The 24,532-nt window shown below is 58.3% G+C and carries 16 protein-coding genes; 12 read left to right on the top strand and 4 right to left on the bottom strand.

Features of this window, described 5'->3' with window-relative positions:
• Positions 1-7 precede the first annotated feature (7 nt).
• From ACEPPP_RS02850 to ACEPPP_RS02810, 9 genes are all read left to right on the top strand, one after another.
• Complete coding sequence (locus tag ACEPPP_RS02850) at positions 8-523, top strand: pilus assembly protein PilP (protein WP_374090869.1); 516 nt, start codon at positions 8-10, stop codon at positions 521-523.
• A 16-nt stretch (positions 524-539) separates the two neighbouring features.
• Positions 540-2,822 (top strand): type IV pilus secretin PilQ, encoded by a 2,283-nt coding sequence (gene pilQ / locus ACEPPP_RS02845; RefSeq protein ID WP_374089551.1) that lies wholly within the window; start codon positions 540-542, stop codon positions 2,820-2,822.
• A 214-nt stretch (positions 2,823-3,036) separates the two neighbouring features.
• A complete protein-coding gene (gene aroK, locus ACEPPP_RS02840; RefSeq protein WP_374089550.1) occupies positions 3,037-3,567 on the top strand; it encodes a shikimate kinase AroK in 531 nt (176 codons plus the stop codon).
• Complete coding sequence (aroB, locus tag ACEPPP_RS02835) at positions 3,564-4,646, top strand: 3-dehydroquinate synthase (protein ID WP_374089549.1); 1,083 nt, start codon at positions 3,564-3,566, stop codon at positions 4,644-4,646. Before aroK ends, aroB begins: the two co-directional genes overlap by 4 nt.
• Positions 4,633-5,721: an AAA family ATPase gene (locus ACEPPP_RS02830; protein ID WP_374089548.1), complete on the top strand. Its 1,089-nt coding sequence runs from the start codon at positions 4,633-4,635 to the stop codon at positions 5,719-5,721. Before aroB ends, ACEPPP_RS02830 begins: the two co-directional genes overlap by 14 nt.
• A 45-nt stretch (positions 5,722-5,766) precedes the next feature.
• Positions 5,767-6,834 carry a uroporphyrinogen decarboxylase gene (hemE, locus tag ACEPPP_RS02825; protein ID WP_374089547.1) on the top strand — a complete coding sequence of 356 codons (1,068 nt, stop codon included), beginning with the start codon at positions 5,767-5,769 and terminating at the stop codon, positions 6,832-6,834.
• Between the two features lie 33 nt (positions 6,835-6,867).
• A complete protein-coding gene (locus ACEPPP_RS02820; RefSeq protein ID WP_374089546.1) occupies positions 6,868-7,317 on the top strand; it encodes a DUF411 domain-containing protein in 450 nt (149 codons plus the stop codon).
• A gap of 2 nt (positions 7,318-7,319) precedes the next feature.
• Positions 7,320-8,303, top strand: a complete 984-nt coding sequence (gene glk, locus ACEPPP_RS02815; RefSeq protein ID WP_374089545.1) for a glucokinase — start codon at positions 7,320-7,322, stop codon at positions 8,301-8,303.
• Between the two features lie 434 nt (positions 8,304-8,737).
• A complete protein-coding gene (locus tag ACEPPP_RS02810) occupies positions 8,738-10,564 on the top strand; it encodes an LTA synthase family protein (RefSeq protein WP_374089544.1) in 1,827 nt (608 codons plus the stop codon).
• A 7-nt stretch (positions 10,565-10,571) separates the two neighbouring features.
• Here ACEPPP_RS02810 and ACEPPP_RS02805 read toward each other — a convergent pair whose 3' ends face one another.
• Genes ACEPPP_RS02805 through ACEPPP_RS02790 form a run of 4 tightly spaced genes read right to left on the bottom strand, consistent with a single transcriptional unit; the run spans position 10,572 to position 17,805 of the window.
• On the bottom strand, positions 10,572-12,698 hold the full coding sequence (locus tag ACEPPP_RS02805) for an ATP-binding cassette domain-containing protein (protein ID WP_374089543.1): 2,127 nt from the start codon (positions 12,696-12,698) through the stop codon (positions 10,572-10,574).
• Entirely contained in the window at positions 12,695-15,361 is a 2,667-nt protein-coding gene (locus ACEPPP_RS02800) for an ATP-binding cassette domain-containing protein (protein WP_374089542.1), read from the bottom strand. The genes ACEPPP_RS02805 and ACEPPP_RS02800 overlap by 4 nt, the downstream gene beginning before the upstream one ends.
• Positions 15,358-16,548 carry an HlyD family secretion protein gene (locus tag ACEPPP_RS02795; protein ID WP_374089541.1) on the bottom strand — a complete coding sequence of 397 codons (1,191 nt, stop codon included), beginning with the start codon at positions 16,546-16,548 and terminating at the stop codon, positions 15,358-15,360. Before ACEPPP_RS02795 ends, ACEPPP_RS02800 begins: the two co-directional genes overlap by 4 nt.
• A gap of 60 nt (positions 16,549-16,608) precedes the next feature.
• Entirely contained in the window at positions 16,609-17,805 is a 1,197-nt protein-coding gene (locus tag ACEPPP_RS02790; protein WP_374089540.1) for a tetratricopeptide repeat protein, read from the bottom strand.
• 1,209 nt (positions 17,806-19,014) lie between these two features.
• Here ACEPPP_RS02790 and aceE point away from each other — a divergent pair.
• The 3 genes from aceE to lpdA are packed head-to-tail and all read left to right on the top strand — an operon-like array spanning position 19,015 to position 24,452.
• Positions 19,015-21,693 carry a pyruvate dehydrogenase (acetyl-transferring), homodimeric type gene (gene aceE, locus ACEPPP_RS02785; RefSeq protein WP_374089539.1) on the top strand — a complete coding sequence of 893 codons (2,679 nt, stop codon included), beginning with the start codon at positions 19,015-19,017 and terminating at the stop codon, positions 21,691-21,693.
• Between the two features lie 14 nt (positions 21,694-21,707).
• Positions 21,708-23,009 carry a 2-oxo acid dehydrogenase subunit E2 gene (locus tag ACEPPP_RS02780; RefSeq protein WP_374089538.1) on the top strand — a complete coding sequence of 434 codons (1,302 nt, stop codon included), beginning with the start codon at positions 21,708-21,710 and terminating at the stop codon, positions 23,007-23,009.
• Between the two features lie 24 nt (positions 23,010-23,033).
• Entirely contained in the window at positions 23,034-24,452 is a 1,419-nt protein-coding gene (lpdA, locus tag ACEPPP_RS02775) for a dihydrolipoyl dehydrogenase (RefSeq protein WP_374089537.1), read from the top strand.
• Positions 24,453-24,532: the final 80 nt, after the last annotated feature.

Raw genomic sequence — 24,532 nt, 5'->3', positions numbered from 1 at the left:
CTTATGGATGCCGATATGTTGTGCAGGCAGTATCGCTTTACTGAGCGGCTGCGCAAATGACGATTTATCCGATTTAAATGCCTTTATCGCGGCCGAAAAAGCCAAACCCAAAGGCACGATCGAGCCCCTGCCGGAAATCAAGGTCGTGGAGCCTTTTATCTTTAACCCGGATGGACTCAGAGATCCGTTTGTTCCTCTGGAGCAAACCGCCGAGGCTTCAGACTCGGCAGCGGAAGCCGGCACCGGCATCAAACCGGACTTGACGCGCCCTAAGGAAGAGCTGGAAGCCTTTTCATTGGATAGTTTGAGAATGGTAGGGACGGTCAATGCGAAGACCGGTCTATGGGGATTGGTCAAGGCGGGCGACAGTACGGTTTATCGTGTGAAAGTCGGAAATTATTTGGGCAAGAATTATGGGAAAGTGATTCGGATTCTCAGCGACAAAATAGAATTGATGGAATTGATTTCCGATAAACCGGGATCATGGCGCGAACAACAAGCATCATTGGCTTTGGCCGAATGATTTTGAGGGGATAAAGATGATTAATAAACAAAGCGGCTTATTGATGAAGACGGTCAGAATTTTCAGTGCGTGCCTGATTTTTTTCATAGCGCAGATTTTGTCCGTCAAAGCCGACGAACTGGCCATTACTCAAATGGATGTCGCGACGCAGGCGGGAGACAAATTACAGATCCAGTTGGAAATGAGCGGCCCCGCCATTGCGCCGAAGGTGTTTAAAACCGACAACCCCGCACGGATTGCGCTGGACTTTTCGGGCGTAAAAAACGGTCTGCCGCAAAAAACTTATCCGATCAATCAAGGCGTGGTTAACAGTCTTTATGTGGCGGAAGCGGCCGATAGAGTGCGCGTGGTGCTCAATTTGACCGAATCGGTAGCGTTTGATACGAAAACGGAGGGCAGGAAAGTCTTATTGACGCTGACCAATGCGAGACATGCCAATGCGGCTCCTTCCGCCGTTGCCGAGCCTGTGGCAACAAGGCCTTCTGTCGCCGGTCAATTGATTCCGCAGCAAGCCATCACCGGCTTTGATTTTAAACGCGGCGACAAGGGCGAAGGGCGGATCCTGGTTTCTCTGGCGAATCCGAATACGGTGGTGAATACACGCGAGGAAGGGGGCAATGTCATCATCAGTTTCATGAATACTCAATTGCCGAGCCATTTGACCAAGCGCATGGATGTATCCGAATTCGCGACTCCGGTCAAATATATCGACGCAGCTTCCACGACCAAGGAAACCACGGTCAGCGTGGCGCTGCAAAATACCCTGTACGATTATTCATTGTTTCAGTCGGAAGGCTTGTTGACCGTCGAGTTTCGGCCGCTGACCAGTGCAGAGAAAGAGGCGATTGATAATCAACGTAACAAATACACCGGTGATAGACTGTCGCTGAATTTTCAGGATATCGATATCCGCAGCGTGATCGCGGTGCTTGCCGAATTTACCGGACAGAATGTGGTGGCTGGCGATGATGTGACCGGGACCGTCACCGTCAAACTGGACGATGTGCCGTGGGACGAAGCATTGGACTTCATCATGATGACCAAAGGCTTGGAAAAATACGAAACCGGCAACGTCACCCTGGTTGCGCCGGTCGGCAAGATCAAGGACTACAAAGAGAAGCAAAAAGAAAAAGAAGTCGTTATCGAACAGCTCGATCCCCTGGCGACCGAGTATTTGAAGATCAACTATGCGAGGGCTGAAAATTTCAGAAATCTGCTGTATGGCTTTGATAGCGGCGTTATGAATGGGTGTGGATCGTCAAAAAGTGCGCAATCTTCGGTTTCGAGTCAGGCAAACAATCAAAAGTCGCAGCAGCAATTCAGTAACATGGGATTGGGCGCTATGGGTCCTGGCGGGGCTTTAAGCGGTCCAGCATCGCAGCAGAATCAAGGCGCAAAATTAAATATGCTCACCCCGCGCGGTACGGTCGTTGTCGATTCGCGAACCAATACCTTGATCGTAAGGGAAACCACTAAGCGGCTTGAAGACATAAAAAAGCTGATACGCCGATTGGATGTACCTGTTAAACAAGTCATGATTGAATCTCGAATCGTCATTGCCTCCGATACTTTCGCCAGGGAATTGGGCGTCAGATTTGGCGTGGCCAAGATAGCGGACGTCGGACACGGCAAAACTTTTGGCTTAGGAGGCGAGGGTACTCGTTCGGAACTCTCTGCCGATGGCAGTACCACTGATATCACGTCGACTTTGGTCGATCTTGCCGCGAGTAATCCTTATGGGACTTTGGGCATGACCTTGGCTAGAGCCGCAGATTATGTACTCAATCTGGAACTGTCGGCGTTGCAAGATCAGGGCCGCGGCCAACTTCTTTCCAATCCGCGCGTGATGACGACCGATCGTTGCCAGGCGACGATTACGCAGGGTACGTCGATTCCTTTTGCAACGCAAAGCGGCAATGGCGGCACCAATATTCAATTCATCGATGCCTTGCTGTCGCTCGACGTGACGCCGCAAATTACCCCGAGCGGAAGCATCGTCATGGATTTGGAAATAAAGCGGGATGATCCAGGTCCGGAGCTCACCAAAGGCGCAGGTCCAACCGTTGAAACCAATAGCGTTAAAACCAATGTTTTGGTAAACGATGGCGAGACCGTGGTGCTGGGTGGAATCTATAAGGATACAACCGGAAACACGGTGAATAAGGTGCCTTTCTTTGCCGATCTGCCGGCTATCGGTTTCTTATTCAAGAAGACGAACAAGTCCGAGGACAAGCGCGAGCTGTTGGTCTTTGTGACGCCGAAAATCGTCAAGGAACTGCTCTCCGTCAATGATCATTAGCCTTTGCGCAAAATAAAGAAATGAGGGGGGCGTTAAGCCCCCTTTTTTATGCGATCGGCAAAGGGTATTTTTCAGAGGAGCTCCTCTATGGAGTTTCTCACCTGAACCGGCCGTTTTTGCACAAATTTGAATTCGGCAATTGATCTTGCCAAAAAAAAGCAGGCATAATGGCATGTTTTTTTAACAGGCAAAATGAATACCGCGGCGACATGTCATGCGATCTGAAAACATCTATTTAATCGGCCTGATGGGTGCGGGCAAAACCACGATCGGACGGCAGTTGGCAAAAGCGCTGAAGTTGCCATTCTACGATAGCGACAAGGCGATCGAGGAGGCGACCGGGGTCAATATTCCGACCATTTTCGAGTTCGAAGGCGAGGAAGGCTTTCGGGACCGCGAGCAGAAGATGATCAAGCAGCTGACCCAGATGCAGGGCATCGTGCTGGCGACTGGCGGCGGCGCGATCCTGCGCGAAGAAAACCGCCGCTTATTGAAAGAAAACGGTTTCGTCGTGTATCTGAAGTGTTCGGTCGGACGGATTTTGGAAAGGACGCGCAAAGACACTTCCCGCCCGTTGCTCAGAACCGACAATCCCCGCGCGCGTCTGGAAAGTCTCTATGCCGAGCGCGAACCGCTCTACCTGGCTTGCGCGGACTTTAAAGTCGATACCGGCGTGATGCAGAGCAAGGCGGTGGTCAATCGCATTTTGGAACACTACAGAACCCTAAATTCCGAGAAAGAATGAAACAATTACACGTCGAGTTGGGAGACCGCGGCTATCCGATTTATATCGGCTCACAGCTTTTGAAGCGGGCGGATTTATACGCCGGCCATATCAAATCCAAGCAAGTTTTGATCGTAACCAATGAAACGGTTGCGCCGCTGTATCTGGATCAGGTGTTGCAAAATTTGCAGCCTTATCAAGTCGAAACGGTGATTTTGCCGGACGGCGAGCAGTTCAAGACATTGGAGCATCTCAGCCGGATTTTCGACAAACTGCTGGCCGCCAAATTTAGCCGCAACGCCACCTTGATCGCACTCGGCGGCGGTGTGATCGGCGATATGGGCGGCTTCGCGGCGGCCTGCTATCAGCGCGGCATCGCATTTCTGCAAATCCCGACCACCTTGCTGGCACAGGTCGATTCCTCGGTCGGCGGCAAAACCGGCGTCAATCATCCGCTCGGCAAAAACATGATCGGCGCTTTTTATCAGCCGCAATGCGTGCTGGCCGATACCGATGTGCTGGATACCCTCGATGACCGGCAATTGGCCGCGGGTCTTGCGGAGGTGATAAAATACGGCCTGATTCGGGATGCCGGTTTTTTTGTCTGGCTGGAGAGTCATATCGATGCGTTGCGCGCCCGCGATAAACAGGCGCTGGCTTATGCGATCGAACAGTCGTGCCGGAACAAGGCCGAAATTGTGGCCGAAGACGAAACCGAGAGCGGCGTCAGGGCGACTTTGAATCTCGGTCATACCTTTGGTCATGCGATAGAAACCGGCGCCGGCTACGGTGTCTACCTGCATGGCGAGGCGGTGGCGATCGGCATGTGTCAGGCGGCCGATCTGTCGCTGCGTAAAGGCTGGCTGAGTCGGCAGGATGTGGAGAGAATTATCGCGTTGCTCCGGCGCGCCGGTTTGCCGGTAAATCCTCCCGCGGCTTTGGATGCCGAGCGCTTTCTTGAACTGATGGCCGTCGATAAAAAGAATTTGGACGGGAAAATTCGCTTGATTTTGCTGGAAAAGATCGGCAAGGCGACATTGCCGATTTATGTGGACCGCTCCCTTCTGGAATTGACGCTGAATACTTATGGTCGAGATTGATAGTGACACCTATCAAGTCAAAACGGTGCGGGTCGAGAACAAGGCGGTTGCGTCCCGCTTTCTGATCACCCCGGAGAGAAGCCAGAGCCTCGATCTATTGCAGCATTTGCTTGCCAATACGCATCAGGCCATCGTGCTGTGCGGGCCGGAAGGTGTCGGCAAAACCGCCTTGCTGGAGGTTTTACAGCAGCGCCTAAAGGATCGGTGGCGCTGGTGCATGGTGAATGGTCAGAGCGAGATCACCTTTGAGGCGGTCCAGGACAGCCTGGGCTCCCTATTAAGGCAGCACAGGCCTGAAGCGTCGGTTAAACATACCCGGCAGGGTCATGCGCAGGATGCTCACAAGGAGGTCGTTCTGGTCATCGATGATGCGGGCGAAGTGGCTCCGGGTCTTTTGACGCGGTTTATTCAGTTCGTCGAAGATCATCCGGAATTGCACCTGCTTCTGGTCTTGACACACGATCAATGGCATATCAAAAACGCCTCGGATCCGGCCATCGAAAATTGCTACGTCGTCGAAGCCAGGCCGCTAGGCCCCAAGGAATGCCGCGAATTTGTCCAGTACATCGCCTCGCTGACGACCTCGCAAAGGCACGGCAAAGCACTGACGGACGACAGGATCGATGCGGTCTACCGGGAGTCGCACGGTATTCCGTCCAGAATCATGGCGCACTTTCCGGAATTGAATAAACCCAGGGAAAGTACCGACCCCTTGACGATTTTGATCATTGCCGTGGTCGCGCTGGTGTCGCTGGCGCTTTATATGCAGTGGCATACCGCTGCGAGGCCGGCGGAGGAGATCACCGCCGCCGCGGTTCAGCCAAATGCTGGACACTCGGTGCATTTTGATTTTCGGCAGCCGGTTTTAAGTCTTCCGCTTGACGATTTATTGAAATACGCGCAAGACTCCGCTTTACCCGGCGTTCAGGATCAAATGCCGGTGGCGCGTGATCCAAGCGGCCAAGCCGTGGCTAACCCGCAAGGGGCTCCGTCTCCCGTCCTTGCGCCGGCGGATAAGCCGTTGGAGGAAGCCGGCAGAAAGGCATTGCCTCCGGCGCCGAAGCCCCAACCATAATTATCAGAGCTGACCTGCAGCTTACCAACCGACAATTCATTACGAATGACAGCATTAAAAAACGACACGTTTCTCAGAGCCCTGCTAAAACAGCCCGTCGAGCGCACTCCGGTATGGATGATGCGTCAGGCAGGACGGTATTTGCCAGAATACCGGAAAGTCAGGGAAGAGGCCGGCAGTTTCATCAATTTATGCACCCATCCCGAACTGGCCTGCGAAGTGACGTTGCAGCCACTGAGGCGCTTTGCCTTCGACGCGGCGATTCTGTTCTCGGATATCCTGACCATTCCCGATGCGATGGGCCTGGGCCTCAGCTTTAGCGAAGGCGAGGGGCCGCAGTTTGCAAGACCCATCACTTCGGCGGCCGATATCCACAATCTCGGCATTCCCGATCCCGAAACCGATCTGCGCTATGTGATCGACGCGGTGCGTCTGATCCGGCGCGAACTGAACGGCAGCGTACCGTTGATCGGTTTTTCCGGCAGCCCCTGGACTTTGGCGACCTACATGGTCGAAGGCGGCGGCAGTAAAAGTTTCCGGAAGGTCAAGGCCTTGATGTACGAACAGCCGGCCTTGATGCATGTCTTGCTCGAAAAGCTCGCCGAGTCTGTCGCGGCCTATCTGAATGCGCAGATCGCGGCCGGCGCGCAGGCGGTGATGGTCTTCGACACCTGGGGCGGCATGCTGACCACCGAGGATTACCGGGAGTTTTCCTTGGCTTATGCGAGCCGGGTGGCGGCATTATTGCAAACCGAGGTGAACGGACAAAGGATTCCGACCATCTTATTTACCAAGGGCGGCGGGCTGTGGCTCGAAACGATGACCGAGGCCGGTTACGATGCGCTGGGACTGGACTGGCAAACCGATATTGGCCTGGCGCGCGCCAGGGTCGGCGATAAAGTGGCCTTGCAAGGCAATATGGATCCGGTCGCGCTCTATGCCAAGCCGGACATCATTGCCGAGAAAGTCAAAACCATTTTGGAAAAATACGGTGCGGGATCGGGCCACGTGTTCAACCTCGGGCACGGCATTCTGCCGGATATCAATCCGGAACATGTCGGCGCGATGGTAGAGGCGGTGCATCGTTTCAGTCCGGCCTATCATCGGCCCTAAAAACACCATTCAACACCATTCGAGGTGATCATTATGAAAGCAATGCAAATAGGGGCTCTAGTGACGGTGCTTTTCGCGTCCGCCGGCTACGCGGCGGACGCGCCGGTCGACATCACCGTTTACCGCAGCTCGACCTGCGGCTGTTGCGGCAAATGGATCGACCATTTGAAGCAGAATAACTTCAATGTGAAAGACAATGTCTCCGACGACATGGAGGCGATCAAATCCCAATACGGCGTGCCGAAAGAAATGGCCTCGTGCCATACCGCGGTCGTTAACGGCTATGTGGTCGAAGGGCATGTGCCGGCCGCGGACATCATCAAGTTGTTGAAGGACAAACCGAAAGTGACGGGGCTTGCGGTGCCGGGCATGGTCACCGGCAGCCCGGGCATGGAAATGGGCGGGCACGTCGATCCTTATGACGTGATGAGTTTCGACAAGGAAAAGCACTTTCAAATTTTCAACCATTACGAAGGCAAGTAAGCATGATCCTGGCGGGCGATGTTGGCGGCACCAAGACGATACTGGCGCTGTATGAGGCGGACGGCGACGGCTGGCGGTGTATCAAAAAAACGCGCTATTCGAGCCTCGACCGTCCAACGTTCACCGGTCTGCTGCAGGATTTTTTGGCGGAGTGTCAGGATCTGGCGATAACTTCGGCCTGTCTCGGCGTCGCAGGCCCGATCGTCGATGGCGACTGCGTCGCGACCAACCTGCCTTGGGTGCTGCATCGGAGCGACATCGGCGATTGCATCGGCACCCGGAATGTCCGGTTGTTGAACGATCTCGAGGCGACCGCCTGGGGCATCCTGAATTTGCCGGAGGCGGATTTTGTGGTGTTGAATTCCGGAGCACCCCGTCCGGGCAACAGCGCGGTGCTCGCGGCAGGCACAGGCCTAGGCGAGGCGATCATGGCTTGGGATGGAGAAAAGCATCAGGTGCTGGCCAGCGAGGGTGGGCATTGTGATTTTGCGCCCGGCAGTGTGCAGGAGATCGCTTTATTGCAGTACCTTTGGGAAAAATATCCGGACCATGTCAGTTATGAAAGGCTATTGTCAGGCGATGGACTGATCCAACTCTATCAGTTTTTGAAGACAACCGGCCATGCGCCGGCGCAGCCCGAGTTAGAGCGGCAGATGACCGAATACGATCCGGCGGCGGTGATCGGCGAAGCGGGCGTGGCCGGAACCGACGCGCTGAGCGTCGCGGCATTGTCGCTGTTTTGCCGTATTTACGGTGCGGAAGCGGGTAATATGGCACTAAAATGCCTGCCTTATGCGGGTGTCTATCTGGCCGGCGGCATCGCCGCGAAGATCTTGCCGTTCATGACGCGCGGCGACTTCATCGAAGGCTACCTGGCCAAAGGGCGCTACCGCGCGGCCTTGCAGCAAATTCCGGTCAAGGTCTGCGTCAATCAGGAAGTCGGATTATTGGGCGCGTTGGCTTTCGGCGCCCGCTTGGCCGCCTGATTCCGATCTCATCACCTGTCAATTTCGTGTAGACTGCCAGTCTAGATTAACTTGCTGGCGGGAGAACGACTGGGAACGGTAAAACTCATGGCAGAAGCCGTCTAGGAGGGTCTGAGCCAGGCATTGCCGAATCTGCGTGATTAGGGCGCGCGTTGAGGTATCGAGCCGATGTTTTCGGCTTTCAAGGAGCGAGGTTTCCAGTTGGAAGACTCGCCGCTTGAACATCCCGAGCGCTTGGATACGCCGTTTGATGCGCTGTTTACTGAATGAACTACCCTTACCGGCGTTTTATGGAGTTAGGCGAAATTGAGAGGTGGTGAGAACTTGGATGTGAGGTCGACAAGCTGATTGACATGATGTGATAAGATGGCGCGTTCATTTTTCATTCAGCCCGATGGGCCGATACTGTCGTATCAGCCATTTTTTGTCCGATCATGCCGTATAAATATTTAGCGCCGCTGTTTTCAACCACCTTGCTTTATCTGGTGTTTTACCTGATTAGCACGTTCAAGTTCGACGTGCAGTTGCAGGCGGTGGCGATTCCGTACGACTTTTTGTTGCAGTTGTTCGTGGCTTACATGCTGTTCGCCTGCTCGCGGCGGCTATGGATATTTTTGGTGCTGCAAACCTTGCTGGCCGGCGTTTTGTACATCGGCAACGCGGTCAAAATCTCGTTTTTCGGCGGTCCGATCATGCCGGACGATGTGTTTGCGTTGCGTTCTTTGCTGTTGATTCTGGAAGGCTGGCGCTTTTTCGCGGCGGCGGTCCCGTTGGCGGCGATTGCGAGCCTGTTCCTGTTCAATTTCACGATGCGGCACTGGAGCGCCTATCTGGCCAGCCTGGCCGCGATTCTGATCGGCATGACGGTCGTTTATCAGCCGGCGATGATCGTGGAGCCGCTCGATAAACATTTCGGCAATTCGGTTTGGGATCAGCGTTCGAATTATCTTTGGCACGGCGCGACGATGTACAGCCTGCAGGAAGGCTCGCGTTATTTTCTGATGGCCGATGTGCCGCCGGACATGGACGAGGCACAGGAAGCGGCGCAAAATTTGCTGTCTGTGCAAACGCCGTCGGATCATGCCGGCAAGCCGTTCACGCCGCGCAATGTGCATCTGGTGCTGCTCGAATCGTTTTGGGACCCGAACGGCCTGAAAAAAGCGCACTACAAACAGAATCCTTTGGCCCCGGATTTTCGCAAACTCTGGAAAAACGCCGATTACGCGCATGCGATGGCGCCGGTCTTCGGTGGTTATACCGCCAATTCGGAATTTGAAGTGCTGTGCGGCTTTCCGGTCGTGAAGGACAATGTCAAATTCGAGCGCCAGTTATTGAATCAGGCGCCCTGTCTGCCGCATATATTGGCCGATAAAGGCTATAAGACCACCGCTTCGCATCCGAACGTGCCGGTATTCTGGAACCGGGTCAATGCGTATGAACGGATGGGCTTCCAGACCTATTGGTCGCTCGCCGATTTTTTGCAGGACGACATGAACCGGGAGTTCCTGTCCGATGTTTCTCTATACCGTCAGGTGTTGGACAAAATCCAACCGACCCTGGACGCCAAACAGCCGATCCTCGATTACATCGTGACTTATTTCGGCCATTGGAATTATCCGCTCAGCGAAAGCCGTCCGTTCAAGGTCTCCTCGACGTCGCCGGTCGAGGAAGTCACCACCTATGCGAACACGGTGTATTACAAATCGCGGGAGTTGATGGGATTCATCGCCGAGATGCAGAAGCGCGACCCGGACGGCATCATCGTTCTGTTCGGCGATCATCTGCCGTTCTTGGGCGAGAATTTCGCGGGCTATGTCGATTCGGGCGTGCTGGCGACCAACCGCAGCGAATTTACGCCGGAGATGTTCAAGTTCTATGTCAGCACGCCGATGCTGATTTTGGATGGCCGCAAAGGTCCGGTCAAAGTCGGCAGCCTGCCGTTGTACCAGGTGCCGGCGTTGATCCTGAAACTGTTGAATTACGACGAGCCCGCGATCATGGATTACACGCAACCGCCATCGGGCATGCGCATCCGCCCTTTGCCGGGGCTGCATTTCGATCTGCTCGATGGCGGCAGTGTCGAAGTCTGTAAGGAACCGCCTTATAGCGAAACCTGCCAAAAATCGGCCGAATGGCTGCGCAATGTGAATACCGTCAGCAACGACCTGTTCATCGGCCGGCAGCAAACGCGGCCGCAGCATCCGTCGCAGCCGGATCAGGAGTTTGTCGGCCCGCCGGAGAAAACCAAGGCGCTGAACTAACGCCCTGTTACGGATGCGCGATCACCACCAACGCCGGCGCGCGCTGCATCACATAGGTCAGGCATTGACCCAGGGTTTCCGGATCGAGCGCCCCGAAGCTTTCGTCGAGTATAATCACGTGAGCTTCCTGCAGCAGCGTTCTGGCCAGAAAGACACGGCTGCGTTCGCCGTGCGACAGCCGCCAGCCCGTTTCTCCGACCATTTGCATCAATCCCGCCGGCATACGCTCCAATAAATCGCCCAGTCCCAAACCCAGGCAAACCTGTTCGGCTTCCTGGAGATCTTCCCAGGTTGGAGGCCAGCGTCTTCCCATCAGCAAATTGAAGGCAAAAGGCGCGGAGAAAATATAATTCTCATGGAATTGCGGCGCCGCCGCCACGGTCCTGCGCCATGCCTGGACGCCCCAGGCGGCTTTGTCCAAACCGTGCAGCAATAGCAGTCCGGAGTCGGGCTGGCGCAATCCGCACAGCAAGGCGGCCAGGGTGGATTTGCCGCTGCCTGAAGAGCCTTTCAGCAACACCCGGTCGCCGTGGGCCAGCTTGAGTCCGCAACCGTTCAACACTGCGGCGCCCTGCGGACGGTAGTGGAACATCAGTTCCCTGGCTTCCAGGATCACCGCAGAGGGCTTGGCGCTGTCTTGATGCCGAGCTGGCGTATGAAATGTCGAGGGGACCTCCGTCGGACCCGCCGCATTGAAAATCGGCGCGATTTGCCGCCACGCCACCACCGCTTGCGCGAAACCGGGCAAATTCGCTGAGATTTCGGCGATCGCCCGATAACCCAGCAAAACGCCGCCTAGACCGATCGCCAATTGCAAGGCATCGGCGCCGCCGCCGATGATCGCGGGCACAAAGCCGGCGATACCGAGCAGCAGCCATCCGCGCGGCAGCAAGCCGTTAATCGCGGCGACTGCCGCGTCGAACTCCCTGGACACCGGCAGATAGCGGGCCAACAGTTGATCTTCGCGGTCATGCCGGCTTTCCGGGGCATGCTGAGCCAAACGGGTACGGTGCCCGACCATTTGTTCGATCAGGTCATGCGCCAGTTCCAGGCGAGTCCCGGTCCAGTTTCGCAGGCAGCGCAACAAGCGCCGGCCGAGCCGGATAGCCACGACGCAGCAAACGGCCAGCAACGCGACATGCAGCCAGCCGCCCGCGCCGCTGTGTAGCACGACAGCGGCCAGCAACAATTCGAGGCAGGCAATCGGCACGGTGATTGCGCCGTTTACCGCCAAGAACTCCAATGCGGCTGATTCCATCATCCGCCCCAGCAATTGTCCGACGCCCTGACTGCGGATCGTTTCGGAAGGCATCTGCAGGGCGCCCGCCAATAATCGCCTTTTCAGCAACATGACACCGCGAATCGCCAAGGTTCCCCCGAGCCAGCCGCCGAGCAAGCGCAATACGATCAGCGCGGCCAACACCAGGCCCCAAGCCGACAGCCAGCCCGGATCGAGGCGGCCTTGCAGCGCGCCTCGGCCGATCAGCCACCAGCCGGCTATCTCCAACAGGTACAGCGCCGCAAACACGGCCAACGTCGCCAGCGTTCGGCGGAAGAGCCCATGATCGCGCATTTGGCGCATGAAATCGGTTTCCGGCGGCAGGCGAAACAGCCAAATACCCGCCACTGTCCGCGCCGCGAGGCGCTCGTTCAACAAGGCTTTGCGCGTGCGCGCGACACGCGCGGCGGCGATGCCGGCATGATGCAGCAACGCGTCCACTTCCGGCGTCAGGGCGCGTTCCTGTTCGGTGCACAACGCATCACGCAACTGCGACACATCGAGCCGGTGTTTGCGTAGGTCCGGCCCCAGCGCATTCAGCTTGCCTGGGCGTCCGCCGGCGAGCAGAACCACGAAACGCGATTCGCCGCCGTCGAGATAACGCACCAGCGCCGGTCCGGCCTGGCGCAGCACGGGTTCGAGTTCGGCGATGGCGGTTTCGGTTTCGTCGGCATCGATGCCCAAACGCCGCGCCGCCCAATCCAGCCAAGCGCCAAAATCCGCCGTTTGAGCATGATTCGCCGGCGGGGTCGTGATGCTCGATGACGCCGCTGGCCAGTCCATTCGGCTGGCCAGCGCGGTCAGCGCGCCGGGCAATTGCGGCAGCGACCAGCAAACCTGTGCCAAAGTGGTCATCCGGCCGGCTCCTGATCGGTGCGTAAACGGCCTCGGTCCAGCCAGAGGTTTTGCCAGGCCGAATCCGCCCAAAGCGATTCTAGCGCGGCATTTTCCGCATCCAACAAAGCCCGGAAACGGGAATCGGGAAGCGCCGCCAAGGCGGCGGGCGCCGCATCTTCGACGACCCGGCCGCCGTCCATCACCAGGACCCGCTCGAAATCCAGGGCGGAAACGATGTCATGGGTGATGCACAGCAGCGTCGCCTCCGGCCAGACCGCGCGCAGTGTCGCTAGATACGTCTCGCGTCGTTTCCGCTCCAGGCTTCTGAACGGCTCGTCGAGAATCACCAGGCGCGCATCGCGTTTCAGCAGCGCGCGGCCGAGCCTGACGCGCTGCCCCTGTCCGCCCGACAGCAAGGCGCCGCCTTCGCCGAGCGAGGTCTGCAGGCCGTCTGGCAAATCCTGCAAAATTTCGTGCAGGTCGGCCAGTTCCAAAACCTCGCCGACGCCGGCCAGCGCTTCCTGCGGCGAGCCGTAGAGCAGATTGTCCAGCAGCGGCCGGTTCCACAACTGGACCGCCGGCTCCAGCCAGGCCGTGTCGCGGCGTAATGCGTCCAGACGCGCGGCGTCGAGCGTTTCGCCGTCGACCCGTATTTCACCGAAGGCCGGCGTCATCCAGCCGAGCAGCATGCCGGCCAGACTCGACTTGCCGGCCCCGGACGCGCCGACGATCGCGACATGACTGCCGGCCGGCAGGGTCAGATCGAGGCCGTTTAAGATCGAGTGGCCTCCGGCATGCGCGCTGACACCGCGAAAATCGATCGTGACGCCCGGATGGACAGGGCTCTGCATGGCGGGAGTCTCCGCCAAATTGTCCGCCGGCGTGTTCGTTTCGTCACGCGCGCCCAAGGGCTCGATCACGCGCAAGGCAACGTTGCGCAGCGGGGAATATTGCCGGCATAGGATGGCCATTTGCTGTCCCAGCGCGGGCAGTTTCAACGTCCAGTAAACCAGCAGCAAAAAGCCGCCGCTGTCGCCGACGGTCTGGTAATGGCGCAGCAGCAGCCATACGGCCAGACCGGTGCTGATGAGGGCTTGCGCGCCTTCGGTCAGCAGCGCGACCCGCAACTCCTGCAAACGCGCGCGCGCGTATTCGCTCAGCAACGCTTCATGCTGCGCCCGCACCGTGCGTTCCGCGCCATGCACGCGCACCGCCGCCAGGCCGTGCAGGGCGTCGAGAAAAAAACGGCCCAACGCCGCGTTATGGACGCGGGCGCGCAAATCCCGCTCGCTCAACGCCGGTTGCGCGAGCAAGGGGATCGCAATCGCGGCCAACGCCGTCAATACTGCCCAGGGGGCCAGGCCGGGGAACAGCCAGGCAATGCCCGCGGTCGTCATCGCCAACTCCACGCCGCAGCGCAACACCTGCCCGCCCCATTGCGGCAGGGCGCGCAACTGCTGCACGACATGCGCACGTTCGGCCATGTCGGAGATCGGCCGGCTGTTGAAAAAGCGGTCGTTCAGCAGCGGGACCTTGCGCAGAAAAGCCAGACGCATGCGGATTTCCAATTGCCGCCCCAGGCGGAGCAGTTCCCTGGCGTTCGCATACTCGGCCAGCAGCAGCGCAAACGCGAGCAAGGCCACGCACAGGATGCCAGCCAGGCGTTGGCCGCTGCTGTCGAAATCATGGACCAAATCGACCAGGCCGCGAAACAGCAGCGCTTCGATCATCAGCACCGCGCCGCCCACGAGCAGGGCGGCGGTCAGGATCAATGGGGTGTGCAGGCCGATGTCGCGCATGAAGCGGGCAAAAATACGCCAGGCGTTATCCGGCTCGGCCGCCAGCGCCGCCGCCAAATCCGGCGACAATTCGGCTTCCGGCGGGGATGCCGACACGCCGTTGATGCGTATCAACACCGCGCCTTTCAACAGCAATTGCTCGCCGTCTTCGCTGTCGGCCAACACCGAAACCTGCCAGAACGCCGGCGGAATGACGCCGCCGGAAGGGGCTTCGGCTGCCGCCCGATACAGCGCGCGCAGCATCGCCCGGCCTTCGCGTCCGCGTTTGACGCCGCCGTTTCGCGCCAGCGCTTCCACCATGCGCGTGGCGGCATCCAGCGCGGCCAACGAAAACCAGGAGGCGTCCGTCAGCGCGGACTCGATCAACTGCGTTTCTTCCGTTCCGGTGACCGCGGCAAGACGGGAGCGCAGGCCGGGTAAAAAATCGTCGGACCCGGCCCAGTCGCGCCAATCTTCCGCGGGCACGGCCTGGCTGTGCCGGTAAATTTCGGCGAGAAATCGCTCCGCGCGCAGCCAGCGCCGGCCGATGGCCGGGTCCATCACTTGCACGAACGGCCCGCAGCGGCGCCAGAACACGGCGAAATGCGTATCGCCGCCGTTCGGCTGCGTCACCACGATCGCCGGCAACGAGTCGGGTACGGTCAGCAACAGATGGTCCAGCGGCAACATCACCTGTTCCGCCTCCAGGCCCAGCAGCGTCGCGGTTTCTTCGAGCACATCGATCGAGGTGCCGTCCACGTCGGTTTGACAGGCTTCGCGCAAACGTCCGTAGCTGACCGGTATGCGGTAACCTTCCAGCAACGCTTTCAATGACGCCGGTCCGCAGTCCATCGCGGAGGTTTGCACGAGTTCGGGGACAAGCCAGCGGCGTTTCGGTTTCATCGGCGCGCCAGTTCCTCGGCCCGCGCCGCCGCGAGAGCAGGGCGGGTGAGCAACTGGCCGGCGGCGCGCAAGACCAGATAAGCGGGACTTGCGGTCTCGACGGCCACTTCGACCGTTCCGGTCAGGCCGTGCTGCAAGGGCAGGGGCGAGGAGGCGGGGATCGTCAGCTCGACCTGTTGGTAATCCTGATGAATTTCATCGCCGGTGCGGGCGACGGCAACCTCGACACTGCCGTATTGCGCCCACGGAAACGCATCCAGGCGCAGGCGTCCATGCTGGCCGGGACGCAGCCGCCCCAGGGCGTCTTTCGGTAAAAACTGCGCGACGACTTTCAAACCGTCCAAAGGCACGATTTTGGCGACCGCCTGGCCTTCGGCCAGGAAGGCGCCGCTCTGCGCTTCCGGGACGATTTCGCCGATGCGTCCGCCGGTCGGCGCGATGATCCGGTGTTTTTCGATTTCTGCCGCAAGCCTTAGGGCGGCGGCTTCGGAGTGATGCAGCTGGCCCTGCAAATCGGCCAGGTCTTTTTGCATTTCTTCCAAATCGGCGTGCGCTTGATTCGCTCGCCCCAGCGTGTCCGCTTCCAGCCGGCGTATCTCGGCCGCCTGGCTTTCCGCCGCCAGTTGCGCCTGCTGTTCCTCGCCGTGGATTTTGAGCCATTCGTATTCGCTGATCATGCCCTTGTCGTGCAGAATGCCGCTGCGCTGGGCATGCTGTTTCGCGATTTCGGCGGAGTTCTGCATCTTATGCCAATCCGCCAGCGCCGCCGCCACGCCGGATGTCAGCGTCCGCCCGCTCTGCATCAGTACCGCCCTTTGCGCCTCGATTTGCCGTTCCAGGGCCTGAATCTGTTTCGGCAGGGCCTGCTTGCGGGCATCCTCCTCGGCCAGCCGGAGCCGTTCGACGCGGTCGTCCAGTTGTATCAGCACGTCTCCCGCCTTGACCGTCTGGCCGAGGGCAAAATGCACCGATGCGATGCTGCCGGAGGTGCGCGCGGCGACCGGATTGGCCGCATGCATGACTTCCAGACGCGCCTTCGCGCTGGTTTCGTAGACCGTTATCCGGGCGAAAAAAAACCAGGCCAGCCACGCCGCAGCCAACAGGCCGGACACGAGCCAGCACAGCCCGCTGGGCAAGGCGGTGTCGGAGGTCAAAGCGCGGGTCGTGGAGGAAAAAGGGGAGGGCATTGAGGCAACCAATCAAAACCGGCAATAGGTGCCGGCGATCATAATAAAAAGCGAAAATTTTTAGGCAGGATTTTTGCCGCTCGCCCTTTCCCAATGCGCGCGGCAAATCTGCGTGTGCGGATGATCGGCGCCGGCGCTGCGTTCCAGGATGTCCAGCGCTCGCCGGAACAGCCCCTCGGCTTCCGCGCCCTTGCCGATCAAGGGTGCCAGCATGCCCAAATTATTCAGGCAGGTGGCGACCTGCGGATGCACCGGGCCGAGGCAGCGCTCGCGGATGCGCAAGGCGTGCAGGTACAAGGCTTCGGCTTCGGCCAGACAGCCGCGGGCTTCGGCAATCGCCGCGAGATTGCTTAGATTCAGTGCCACTTCCGGGTGTTCGGTGCCGTGGCGGGCGACATGGCTCGCCAGGGCGCGCCGGTACAGGTCTTCGGCTTCTTCGTAACGGCCCAGGCCGTCAAGGATCGCGGCCAAGGTGCCATGGATGACTGCCAGTTGCGGATGGCCCTCGGTATGGATGCGCTCCTGCAGCGCCAGCGACCGTCGGCACCAGGTTTCCGCTGTCGCGTAGTCGCCCAGGGCGTGCTGAAGCCCCCCCAGATTATAAAAAATACCGGCCAGTTCCGGGGCGTTTTCGCCGTAGAGCGCGGCCAAAATCGCCTGCGCCCGGCGGTAGAGCGGTTCCGCGTCGGCAAAGCGCCCCCAGTATTTATAAAGCATGCCCAAATCATTCAGGCTGCGCGCCATGTCCTCGCTGTCCTCGCCGAAGTGCTCCTCGACCACGGCCAGGGCGCGCAGCAGCGGCGCTTCCGCCGCCGCATAATCGCCTTGCGCGCGCCGGGCGCCCGCATAGAGGGACAGTGCGCCGCGCTGGATACGCCTACAGGCATCGAGGCTGTCCGGGTTGGCTTCCGCGGCCAAATCATCCTGCGCGAACAAAGCGTCCATGATCGCCAGCGCCTCCGCGCTCAACTGTTCGGCGTCGCGGTATTCGCCGCGGTCGTAATGTACCCAGGCCAGATTGTTCAGCACATTGGCGGTATCCGGTTGGTCCTCGCCGCCGGCGGCTATAAAAAGTTGCAGCGCGCGCCGATACAATGCCAGCACTTCCTCATCGCAGCGGCCCTGGGCGGCAAGCACATCGCCCAGATCGTTCAGCGCGGACGCCAAATCCTCCGCGGCATCCGGCAGATTTTCGAGTTCGGCGATCAGTCTCCGCAACACGCTTTGCTCGGCATCGGTCCGAGAAACGGAGGTCAAATTCTCTGCTGGCGCAGCGGTCGATTCAAGAGACATCGGTTACCTTAATGAGTGGCGGGGTATTCTTGACGTGATACCGGTAAAATAAAGACGCCGTTACCTTGGTCGATTGGATCAAGGTAACGGCGGCGCTACGGAAGGTTTAGCGACGGAAGGTTTCGCAGCGGTTAACAGAGATGCCGCCGGCTTTGACTTTGCTTTTGACTTTCATGGCTGTTCTCCAGAATAATAAGAAAATTTAAGCCGCCGTTTCCTTGGCCGATTCGACCCAAAAAACGGCGGCGCTACAGAAGGCTTTGCTTAGCCGCGGAAGGTTTCGCAGCGATTCGAAGTTAGAGCTCCGGCTTTGACTTTGCTTTTGACTTTCATGGCTGTTCTCCAGAACAATAAGAAAATTTAAGCCGCCGTTTCCTTGGCTGACTCGATCCAAAAAACGGCGGCGCTACGGAAGGTTTAGCGGCGAAAGGTTTCGCAGCGGTTCTGAGTTAAAGCGCCCGCTTTGACTTTGGTTTTGACTTTCATGGTTGTTCTCCAAAATGGTGAAATATTTTCTGTATTCGCCGGGCTAGAGGGTGGTAGAGTCGATAACGGAACGCCCCAAGAGCTCTGGCGCGGGAATTACAATGATTGATGATGTGTCCTTATCGACAGGTTCGGAAATAGCTGGCGTTTCAGTCACTTTATCAATGAGTTGCATCATCAATGTTGCCCTGAAACATCCGCCTCTCAAAATCAGGCTCTGTTACAGGGTGATCAGACGATACACCCGCTAACGGATGTAAAAAAGTGAATTTTTCACAGGCGTGGATTCAGGAGTCCGGCAACCATTGCCGGAAGATGCGGTCTTCATTCAAACGTTTATATAGGCCATTCTGATCCCGCCCGTTGATTTAGCGAAAACAACATATCCTAATGGGAAGGACGTGAATGCAGTCAGTGGATGTTTCGCTTAGGCAACGTTCGATCGATGCATGATGGACCGTTCTCGTTCGTCCTTAAACCGCCCGGAATTGCTAAAACAGGTTCTGTGAGCGTTCCCATTTGTTATATACTATGCGCCTTTTTAAGACGAGGTCTGATGGCTCCGCTGTCTGTTAAAGCGATTTTGCAATTGCAAATAGGGACGGAACCTTGGGGGGGATGCCCCGGAAATGAATCAATTTCACTCGCAACGAATTCAAACACCACTCGCAAGAACAGGAACATAGAATGGCCAACAATTTAATTTCAGAAATTACCGGACAGAACGACATCGATCCGGCTGAAACGAGGGAATGGGTTGAGGCCTTGCAGGCCGTTCTGGAAAAAGACGGCAACGAACGTGCGCATTTTCTGATCGAGCAGTTGGTTGCGGTCGCGCGCCATTGCGGTTTCGACGTGCCGTTCAGCGCGAATACCGCCTATCTGAATACGATTCCGGTCGCGAGACAGGCCAAATACCCCGGCGATCATGACATCGAACAAAAAATCCGTGCCTATGTGCGCTGGAATGCGATGATGATGGTACTCAGGGCGAACAAGCACACCAATGTCGGTGGTCATATCGCGAGTTTCGCGTCCGCGGCTACCTTATATGAAGTCGGATATAATCATTTCTGGCGCGCGCCCTCCGATCAGCATGACGGCGATCTGATCTTTACCCAGGGCCATTTGACGCCCGGCGATTATGCGCGCGCGTTTCTGCTCGGCCGCTTGACCGAAGAGCAACTCGACAGTTTCCGTCAGGAAGTCGGCGGCAAAGGCTTGTCGTCTTATCCGCATCCGTGGTTGATGCCGAATTTCTGGCAATTCCCGACCGTATCGATGGGCCTCGGTCCGATCATGGCGATCTATCAGGCGCGCTTCATGCGCTATCTGCAAGGACGCGGTCTGGCCGATACCTCAGGGCGGAAGGTGTGGAGCTTCCTCGGCGACGGCGAAACCGACGAGCCGGAATCACTCGGCGCGATCGGCCTCGCCGGACGCGAGAAACTCGACAACCTGATCTTCGTGGTCAACTGCAACCTGCAGCGGCTGGACGGTCCGGTGCGCGGCAACGGCAAGATCATTCAGGAACTCGAAAGCGAATTCCGCGGCGCCGGCTGGAACGTGATCAAGGTGGTCTGGGGACAGCGCTGGGATACGCTGCTGGCGCGCGACACCGAGGGCTTGCTCGCGAAACGGATGATGGAATGCGTCGACGGCGATTATCAGACCTTCAAGGCGAAGGACGGCGCCTATGTGCGCGAGCATTTCTTCAATACCCCGGAACTCAGGGCGATGGTCGCCGACTGGTCCGATCGCGACATCTGGGAATTGAACCGCGGCGGCCATGATTCGGCGAAGGTGTTTGCGGCATTCCAGGCGGCGGTCACGCACGAAGGCCAGCCGACCGTGATTCTCGCGAAAACGATCAAGGGCTACGGCATGGGCGAGTCCGGCCAGGCGCAAAACATCACCCACCAACAAAAGAAGATGAGCGAAAGCTCATTGAGTCATTTCCGCGACCGTTACCATCTGCCGGTCAGCGACGAACAATTGCACGATCTGCCTTATCTGACTTTTCCGGAAGGCTCGAAAGAACTGGCCTACATGCAGCAGCGCCGTGCCGAATTGGGCGGCCATCTGCCGGCCAGAAGAGCGAAGTCTTATGCGCTGGACGTACCGGTACTGAGCGATTTCAAAGGGCTGCTGGAAGCGACCGGCGAAGGCCGCGAAATTTCGACCACGATGGCGTTCGTGCGCTTGTTGAACATCCTGGTGAAAGACAAGAACATCGGCAAACGCATCGTGCCGATCGTGCCGGACGAATCGCGGACCTTCGGGATGGAAGGCATGTTCCGGCAACTCGGCATCTGGTCTCAGGTCGGCCAGCTTTATACGCCGCAGGATGCCGATCAATTGATGTTCTACAAGGAAGACAAGCACGGTCAGGTGCTGCAGGAAGGGATCAACGAGGCGGGCGGCATCTGCGACTGGATCGCGGCCGGTACCTCCTATTCGACGCACAACGTGCCGATGATTCCCTTCTTCATCTATTATTCGATGTTCGGTTTCCAGCGCGTCGGCGATCTGATCTGGGCGGCCGCCGACCAGCGGACCCGCGGCTTCCTGATGGGCGGCACCGCAGGGCGGACTACATTGAACGGCGAAGGCCTCCAGCACGAGGACGGACACAGCCATCTGATGTCCGCGACCGTGCCGAACTGCATCAGTTACGATCCGACCTATGCCTATGAACTGGCGGTGATCGTTCAGGACGGTCTGCGCCGGATGTATGTGAATCAGGAAGACATTTTCTATTACATCACCGTGATGAACGAAAACTACGAGCATCCGGCTATGCCGAAGGGCATCGAGCTGGACATCCTGAAGGGCATGTACAGCTTCCGCCAGGGCGCAAAGAAGAAGGGCCCGCGCGTGCAGTTGCTGGGTTCCGGCGTGATCTTCCGCGAAGTCGAGGCGGCGGCCGAATTGCTGCGCAACGACTGGGGCGTCGAAGCCGATCTGTGGAGTTGCCCGAGCTTTACCGAACTGGCGCGCGACGGCCGCGAGTCGGAACGCTGGAGCCGCCTGCATCCGACCGAGCCGGCCCGGATTCCGCATGTGACCCATTGCCTCGCGAATCAGCAGGGGCCGGTGATCGCCGCGACCGATTACAACCGCGCCTTTGCCGAGCAGATTCGGCCTTATGTCGCCGCGCCGTTCACGGTGTTGGGTACCGACGGTTTCGGCCGTTCCGATACCCGCGAAAATCTGCGCCGTTTCTTCGAGGTCGATCGCTACCATGTGACGATTGCGGCGCTGAAGAGCCTTGCGGATTTGGGTCAGTTCGATGCGTCGAAGGTGGAAGTCGCGATCGCCAAATACGGCATCGATCCCGAGATCAAAGCGCCCTGGTTAGTTTAAGCAGAAGGAAGAAGATGACGAATTTGGTTGAAATTAGAGTGCCCGATGTCGGCAATGTCGCCGATATCGATGTGGTCGAGGTGTTGATCAAGCCGGGCGACATAGTCGAACTGGAGCAGACGGTCGCTTCGCTCGAAACCGACAAGGCCAGCATGGATTTGCCGTCGAGCGCGGCCGGCACGATCCAGGAAGTCTTTATCAAGCGCGGCGACAAGGTGTCCGAAGGCACCTTGATTGCGACGGTCGCCGCGGCAGCAGGAGTGGCGCCGGCCGTCAAGGCGGAAGAGCCGAAAGCGCCGCCAGCTCCGGTCGAAGCGCCGAAGGTCGAAAAGGCGCCCGAGCCTGTGCCGGCTCCCGCTCCCGCTCCCGTGAAGGCGGCGCCGATCGCTCCGGTCGCGATTTCGGAAACCGGCGCCGCCGTGGCCGCGCACGCCTCGCCGTCGGTACGCCTGTTCGCGCGCGAGCTGGGCGTCGACATCGCGAAAGTCACCGCCGGCACCGGCCGCAAAGGCCGTATTCTGAAAGATGACGTGAAGGCCTATGTCAAAAAGGCGCTGACCGAACCGGCTGTGGTTGGCGGCGGCATTCCGGCGATTCCGGCGGTCGATTTCTCGCCGTTCGGCGACACCGAAACGGTCAAATTGAGCAAGATCAAGCGCCTGACCGGACAAAATCTGGGCCGGGTCTGGCTGAATCTGCCGATGGTGACCTACCATGACGAGGCCGACATCACCGACCTGGAAGCGTTCCGCAATCAGATCAATGCCGAAAAGAAGAACGGCGAGGTCAAGATCACCGGCCTGATGTTCATCATCAAGGCGGTGGTCGCGGCGATGCAGCAATTCCCGAGCTTCAACGCCTCCTTGTCGAGCGACGGCGAGAGCCTGATCCTGAAGAAATATTACAATATCGGCATCGCGGTCGATACCCCGAACGGCCTGGTCGTTCCGGTATTGCGCAACGTCGATACGAAGAGCATCAACCAATTGGCCACAGAACTCGCCGAGAAAAGCGAGAAGGCGCGCCAGGGCAAGCTGATGCCGGGCGACATGCAGGGCGGCTGCATGAGCATTTCGAGCCTCGGCGGCATCGGCGGCACCGCCTTCACGCCGATCGTGAATGCGCCGGAAGTCGCGATTCTCGGGGTCACCCGTGCCAAGATGCAGCCGGTCTGGAATGGCAGTGAATTTGTTCCTCGCCTGATGCTGCCGCTGGACCTGACCTATGATCACCGCGTGATCGACGGCGCCGAAGGCGCGCGCTTCATGGCCGCGATCAAAAATTATCTTGGCGATCTTCGCCGCCTGTTACTTTAAAGAAATCCGGAGACTCATCGCGATATGAACGACGCAACATTGCATTCGGAAGTTTTGGTTTTGGGCGGCGGCCCCGGCGGTTATACCGCGGCGTTTCGCGCGGCCGATCTCGGCAAGCAGGTCACCTTGATCGAACGTTATCCGGTATTGGGAGGCGTCTGTCTGAATGTCGGCTGCATCCCGTCGAAGGCGCTGCTGCACATGGCGCAGTTGATCCATGAAGCGGAAGATGTGCAGAGTCACGGTTTGAAATTCGGCAAGCCCGAAATCGACATCGATAAGATTCGCGCCTGGAAAGCCAGCGTCAGCAAATCGTTGAATGACGGGCTGGCGGGGCTGGTCAAGCAGCGTAAAATCAATCTCGTCCAGGGCACCGGCCGCTTTACATCAAAGAATTCGGTCGAAGTCGAGACGCCGGAGGGCGTCAAGACGATCACTTTCGATCAGGCGATCATCGCGGCCGGTTCGCATCCGACCCGAATTCCGAGCTTCCCGAACGATGACGAGCGCTTGTGGGATTCGACCGATGCCTTGGAACTGAAACAGGTCCCGAAGAAACTGTTGATCGTCGGCGGCGGCATCATCGGCCTCGAAATGGCGACCGTCTATCATGCGTTCGGCTCCGAAATCAGCGTGGTCGAATTGATGGATCAGATCATTCCGGGCTGCGACAAGGATCTGGTCAGACCGCTGCAACTGAAGATCAAGAAACAATACAAAAATCTCTGGCTCGAAACCCGGGTCACGGCGATCGAGCCGCAGGCCGACGGCCTGAAAGTCTCGTTCGAAGGCAAGGGTGCGCCCGAGTCGGATATTTTCGATGCGGTGCTGGTCGCGATCGGACGGCGGCCGAACGGCAAGCTGATCGGCGCGGAAGCGGCCGGCATCACGGTCAACGAGCAGGGCTTCATTCCGGTCGATAAGCAGCAGCGCACGAATGTGGCGAATATTTTCGCGATCGGCGACATCGTCGGCAATCCGATGCTGGCGCATAAGGCGGCGCACGAAGGCAAGGTCGCGGCCGAAGTCGCGGCCGGCCATAAAGCCGGCTTCGATGCGTTGACGATTCCTTCGGTCGCTTATACCGATCCCGAAATCGCCTGGATGGGGCTGAGTGAAACTCAGGCCAAGCAGCAGAGCATCGAATACGACAAGGCCGTATTCCCGTGGGCCGCGAGCGGCCGTTCGCTGAGCCTCGGCCGCAAGGAAGGCGTGACCAAGATCCTCTGCGACAAGCAGACCGGCCGGATACTCGGCGCGGGCATGGTCGGTCCGAACGCGGGCGAGTTGATCGCGGAAGCGGTCTTGGCGCTCGAAATGGGGGCCGACGCGGATGACATTGCGCTGACGATCCATCCGCACCCAACCCTGTCCGAGACTTTCGGTTTCGCTGCCGAAATGATCAACGGCACGATTACCGATCTGTATATCAAAAAGACTTAAAATTAAGGCATTTGCTGTGGCTATGATTAGCTAGAGGATTGCCATCTCTCCCCTCGAGGCGGCTTTACAGCCGCCTCGGG

This window comes from Methylomicrobium lacus (assembly GCF_041897535.1).
Classification (GTDB): domain Bacteria; phylum Pseudomonadota; class Gammaproteobacteria; order Methylococcales; family Methylomonadaceae; genus Methylomicrobium; species Methylomicrobium lacus_A.
The sequence above is the reverse complement of the archived record's forward strand: the minus strand, read 5'-3'. Positions and strand labels throughout refer to the sequence as shown.

What these genes read in the sequence shown, in the direction of transcription:
- ACEPPP_RS02830 (WP_374089548.1), top strand. Translation starts at nt 4,633, where the DNA reads ATGGTCGAGATTGATAGTGACACCTATCAAGTCAAAACGGTGCGGGTC.
- ACEPPP_RS02820 (WP_374089546.1), top strand. Translation starts at nt 6,868, where the DNA reads ATGAAAGCAATGCAAATAGGGGCTCTAGTGACGGTGCTTTTCGCGTCC.
- ACEPPP_RS02850 (WP_374090869.1), top strand. Translation starts at nt 8, where the DNA reads ATGCCGATATGTTGTGCAGGCAGTATCGCTTTACTGAGCGGCTGCGCA.
- ACEPPP_RS02810 (WP_374089544.1), top strand. Translation starts at nt 8,738, where the DNA reads ATGCCGTATAAATATTTAGCGCCGCTGTTTTCAACCACCTTGCTTTAT.
- ACEPPP_RS02780 (WP_374089538.1), top strand. Translation starts at nt 21,708, where the DNA reads ATGACGAATTTGGTTGAAATTAGAGTGCCCGATGTCGGCAATGTCGCC.
- aroB (WP_374089549.1), top strand. Translation starts at nt 3,564, where the DNA reads ATGAAACAATTACACGTCGAGTTGGGAGACCGCGGCTATCCGATTTAT.
- ACEPPP_RS02800 (WP_374089542.1), bottom strand. Translation starts at nt 15,361, where the DNA reads ATGAAACCGAAACGCCGCTGGCTTGTCCCCGAACTCGTGCAAACCTCC.
- aroK (WP_374089550.1), top strand. Translation starts at nt 3,037, where the DNA reads ATGCGATCTGAAAACATCTATTTAATCGGCCTGATGGGTGCGGGCAAA.
- hemE (WP_374089547.1), top strand. Translation starts at nt 5,767, where the DNA reads ATGACAGCATTAAAAAACGACACGTTTCTCAGAGCCCTGCTAAAACAG.
- ACEPPP_RS02805 (WP_374089543.1), bottom strand. Translation starts at nt 12,698, where the DNA reads ATGACCACTTTGGCACAGGTTTGCTGGTCGCTGCCGCAATTGCCCGGC.
- pilQ (WP_374089551.1), top strand. Translation starts at nt 540, where the DNA reads ATGATTAATAAACAAAGCGGCTTATTGATGAAGACGGTCAGAATTTTC.
- aceE (WP_374089539.1), top strand. Translation starts at nt 19,015, where the DNA reads ATGGCCAACAATTTAATTTCAGAAATTACCGGACAGAACGACATCGAT.
- glk (WP_374089545.1), top strand. Translation starts at nt 7,320, where the DNA reads ATGATCCTGGCGGGCGATGTTGGCGGCACCAAGACGATACTGGCGCTG.
- lpdA (WP_374089537.1), top strand. Translation starts at nt 23,034, where the DNA reads ATGAACGACGCAACATTGCATTCGGAAGTTTTGGTTTTGGGCGGCGGC.
- ACEPPP_RS02795 (WP_374089541.1), bottom strand. Translation starts at nt 16,548, where the DNA reads ATGCCCTCCCCTTTTTCCTCCACGACCCGCGCTTTGACCTCCGACACC.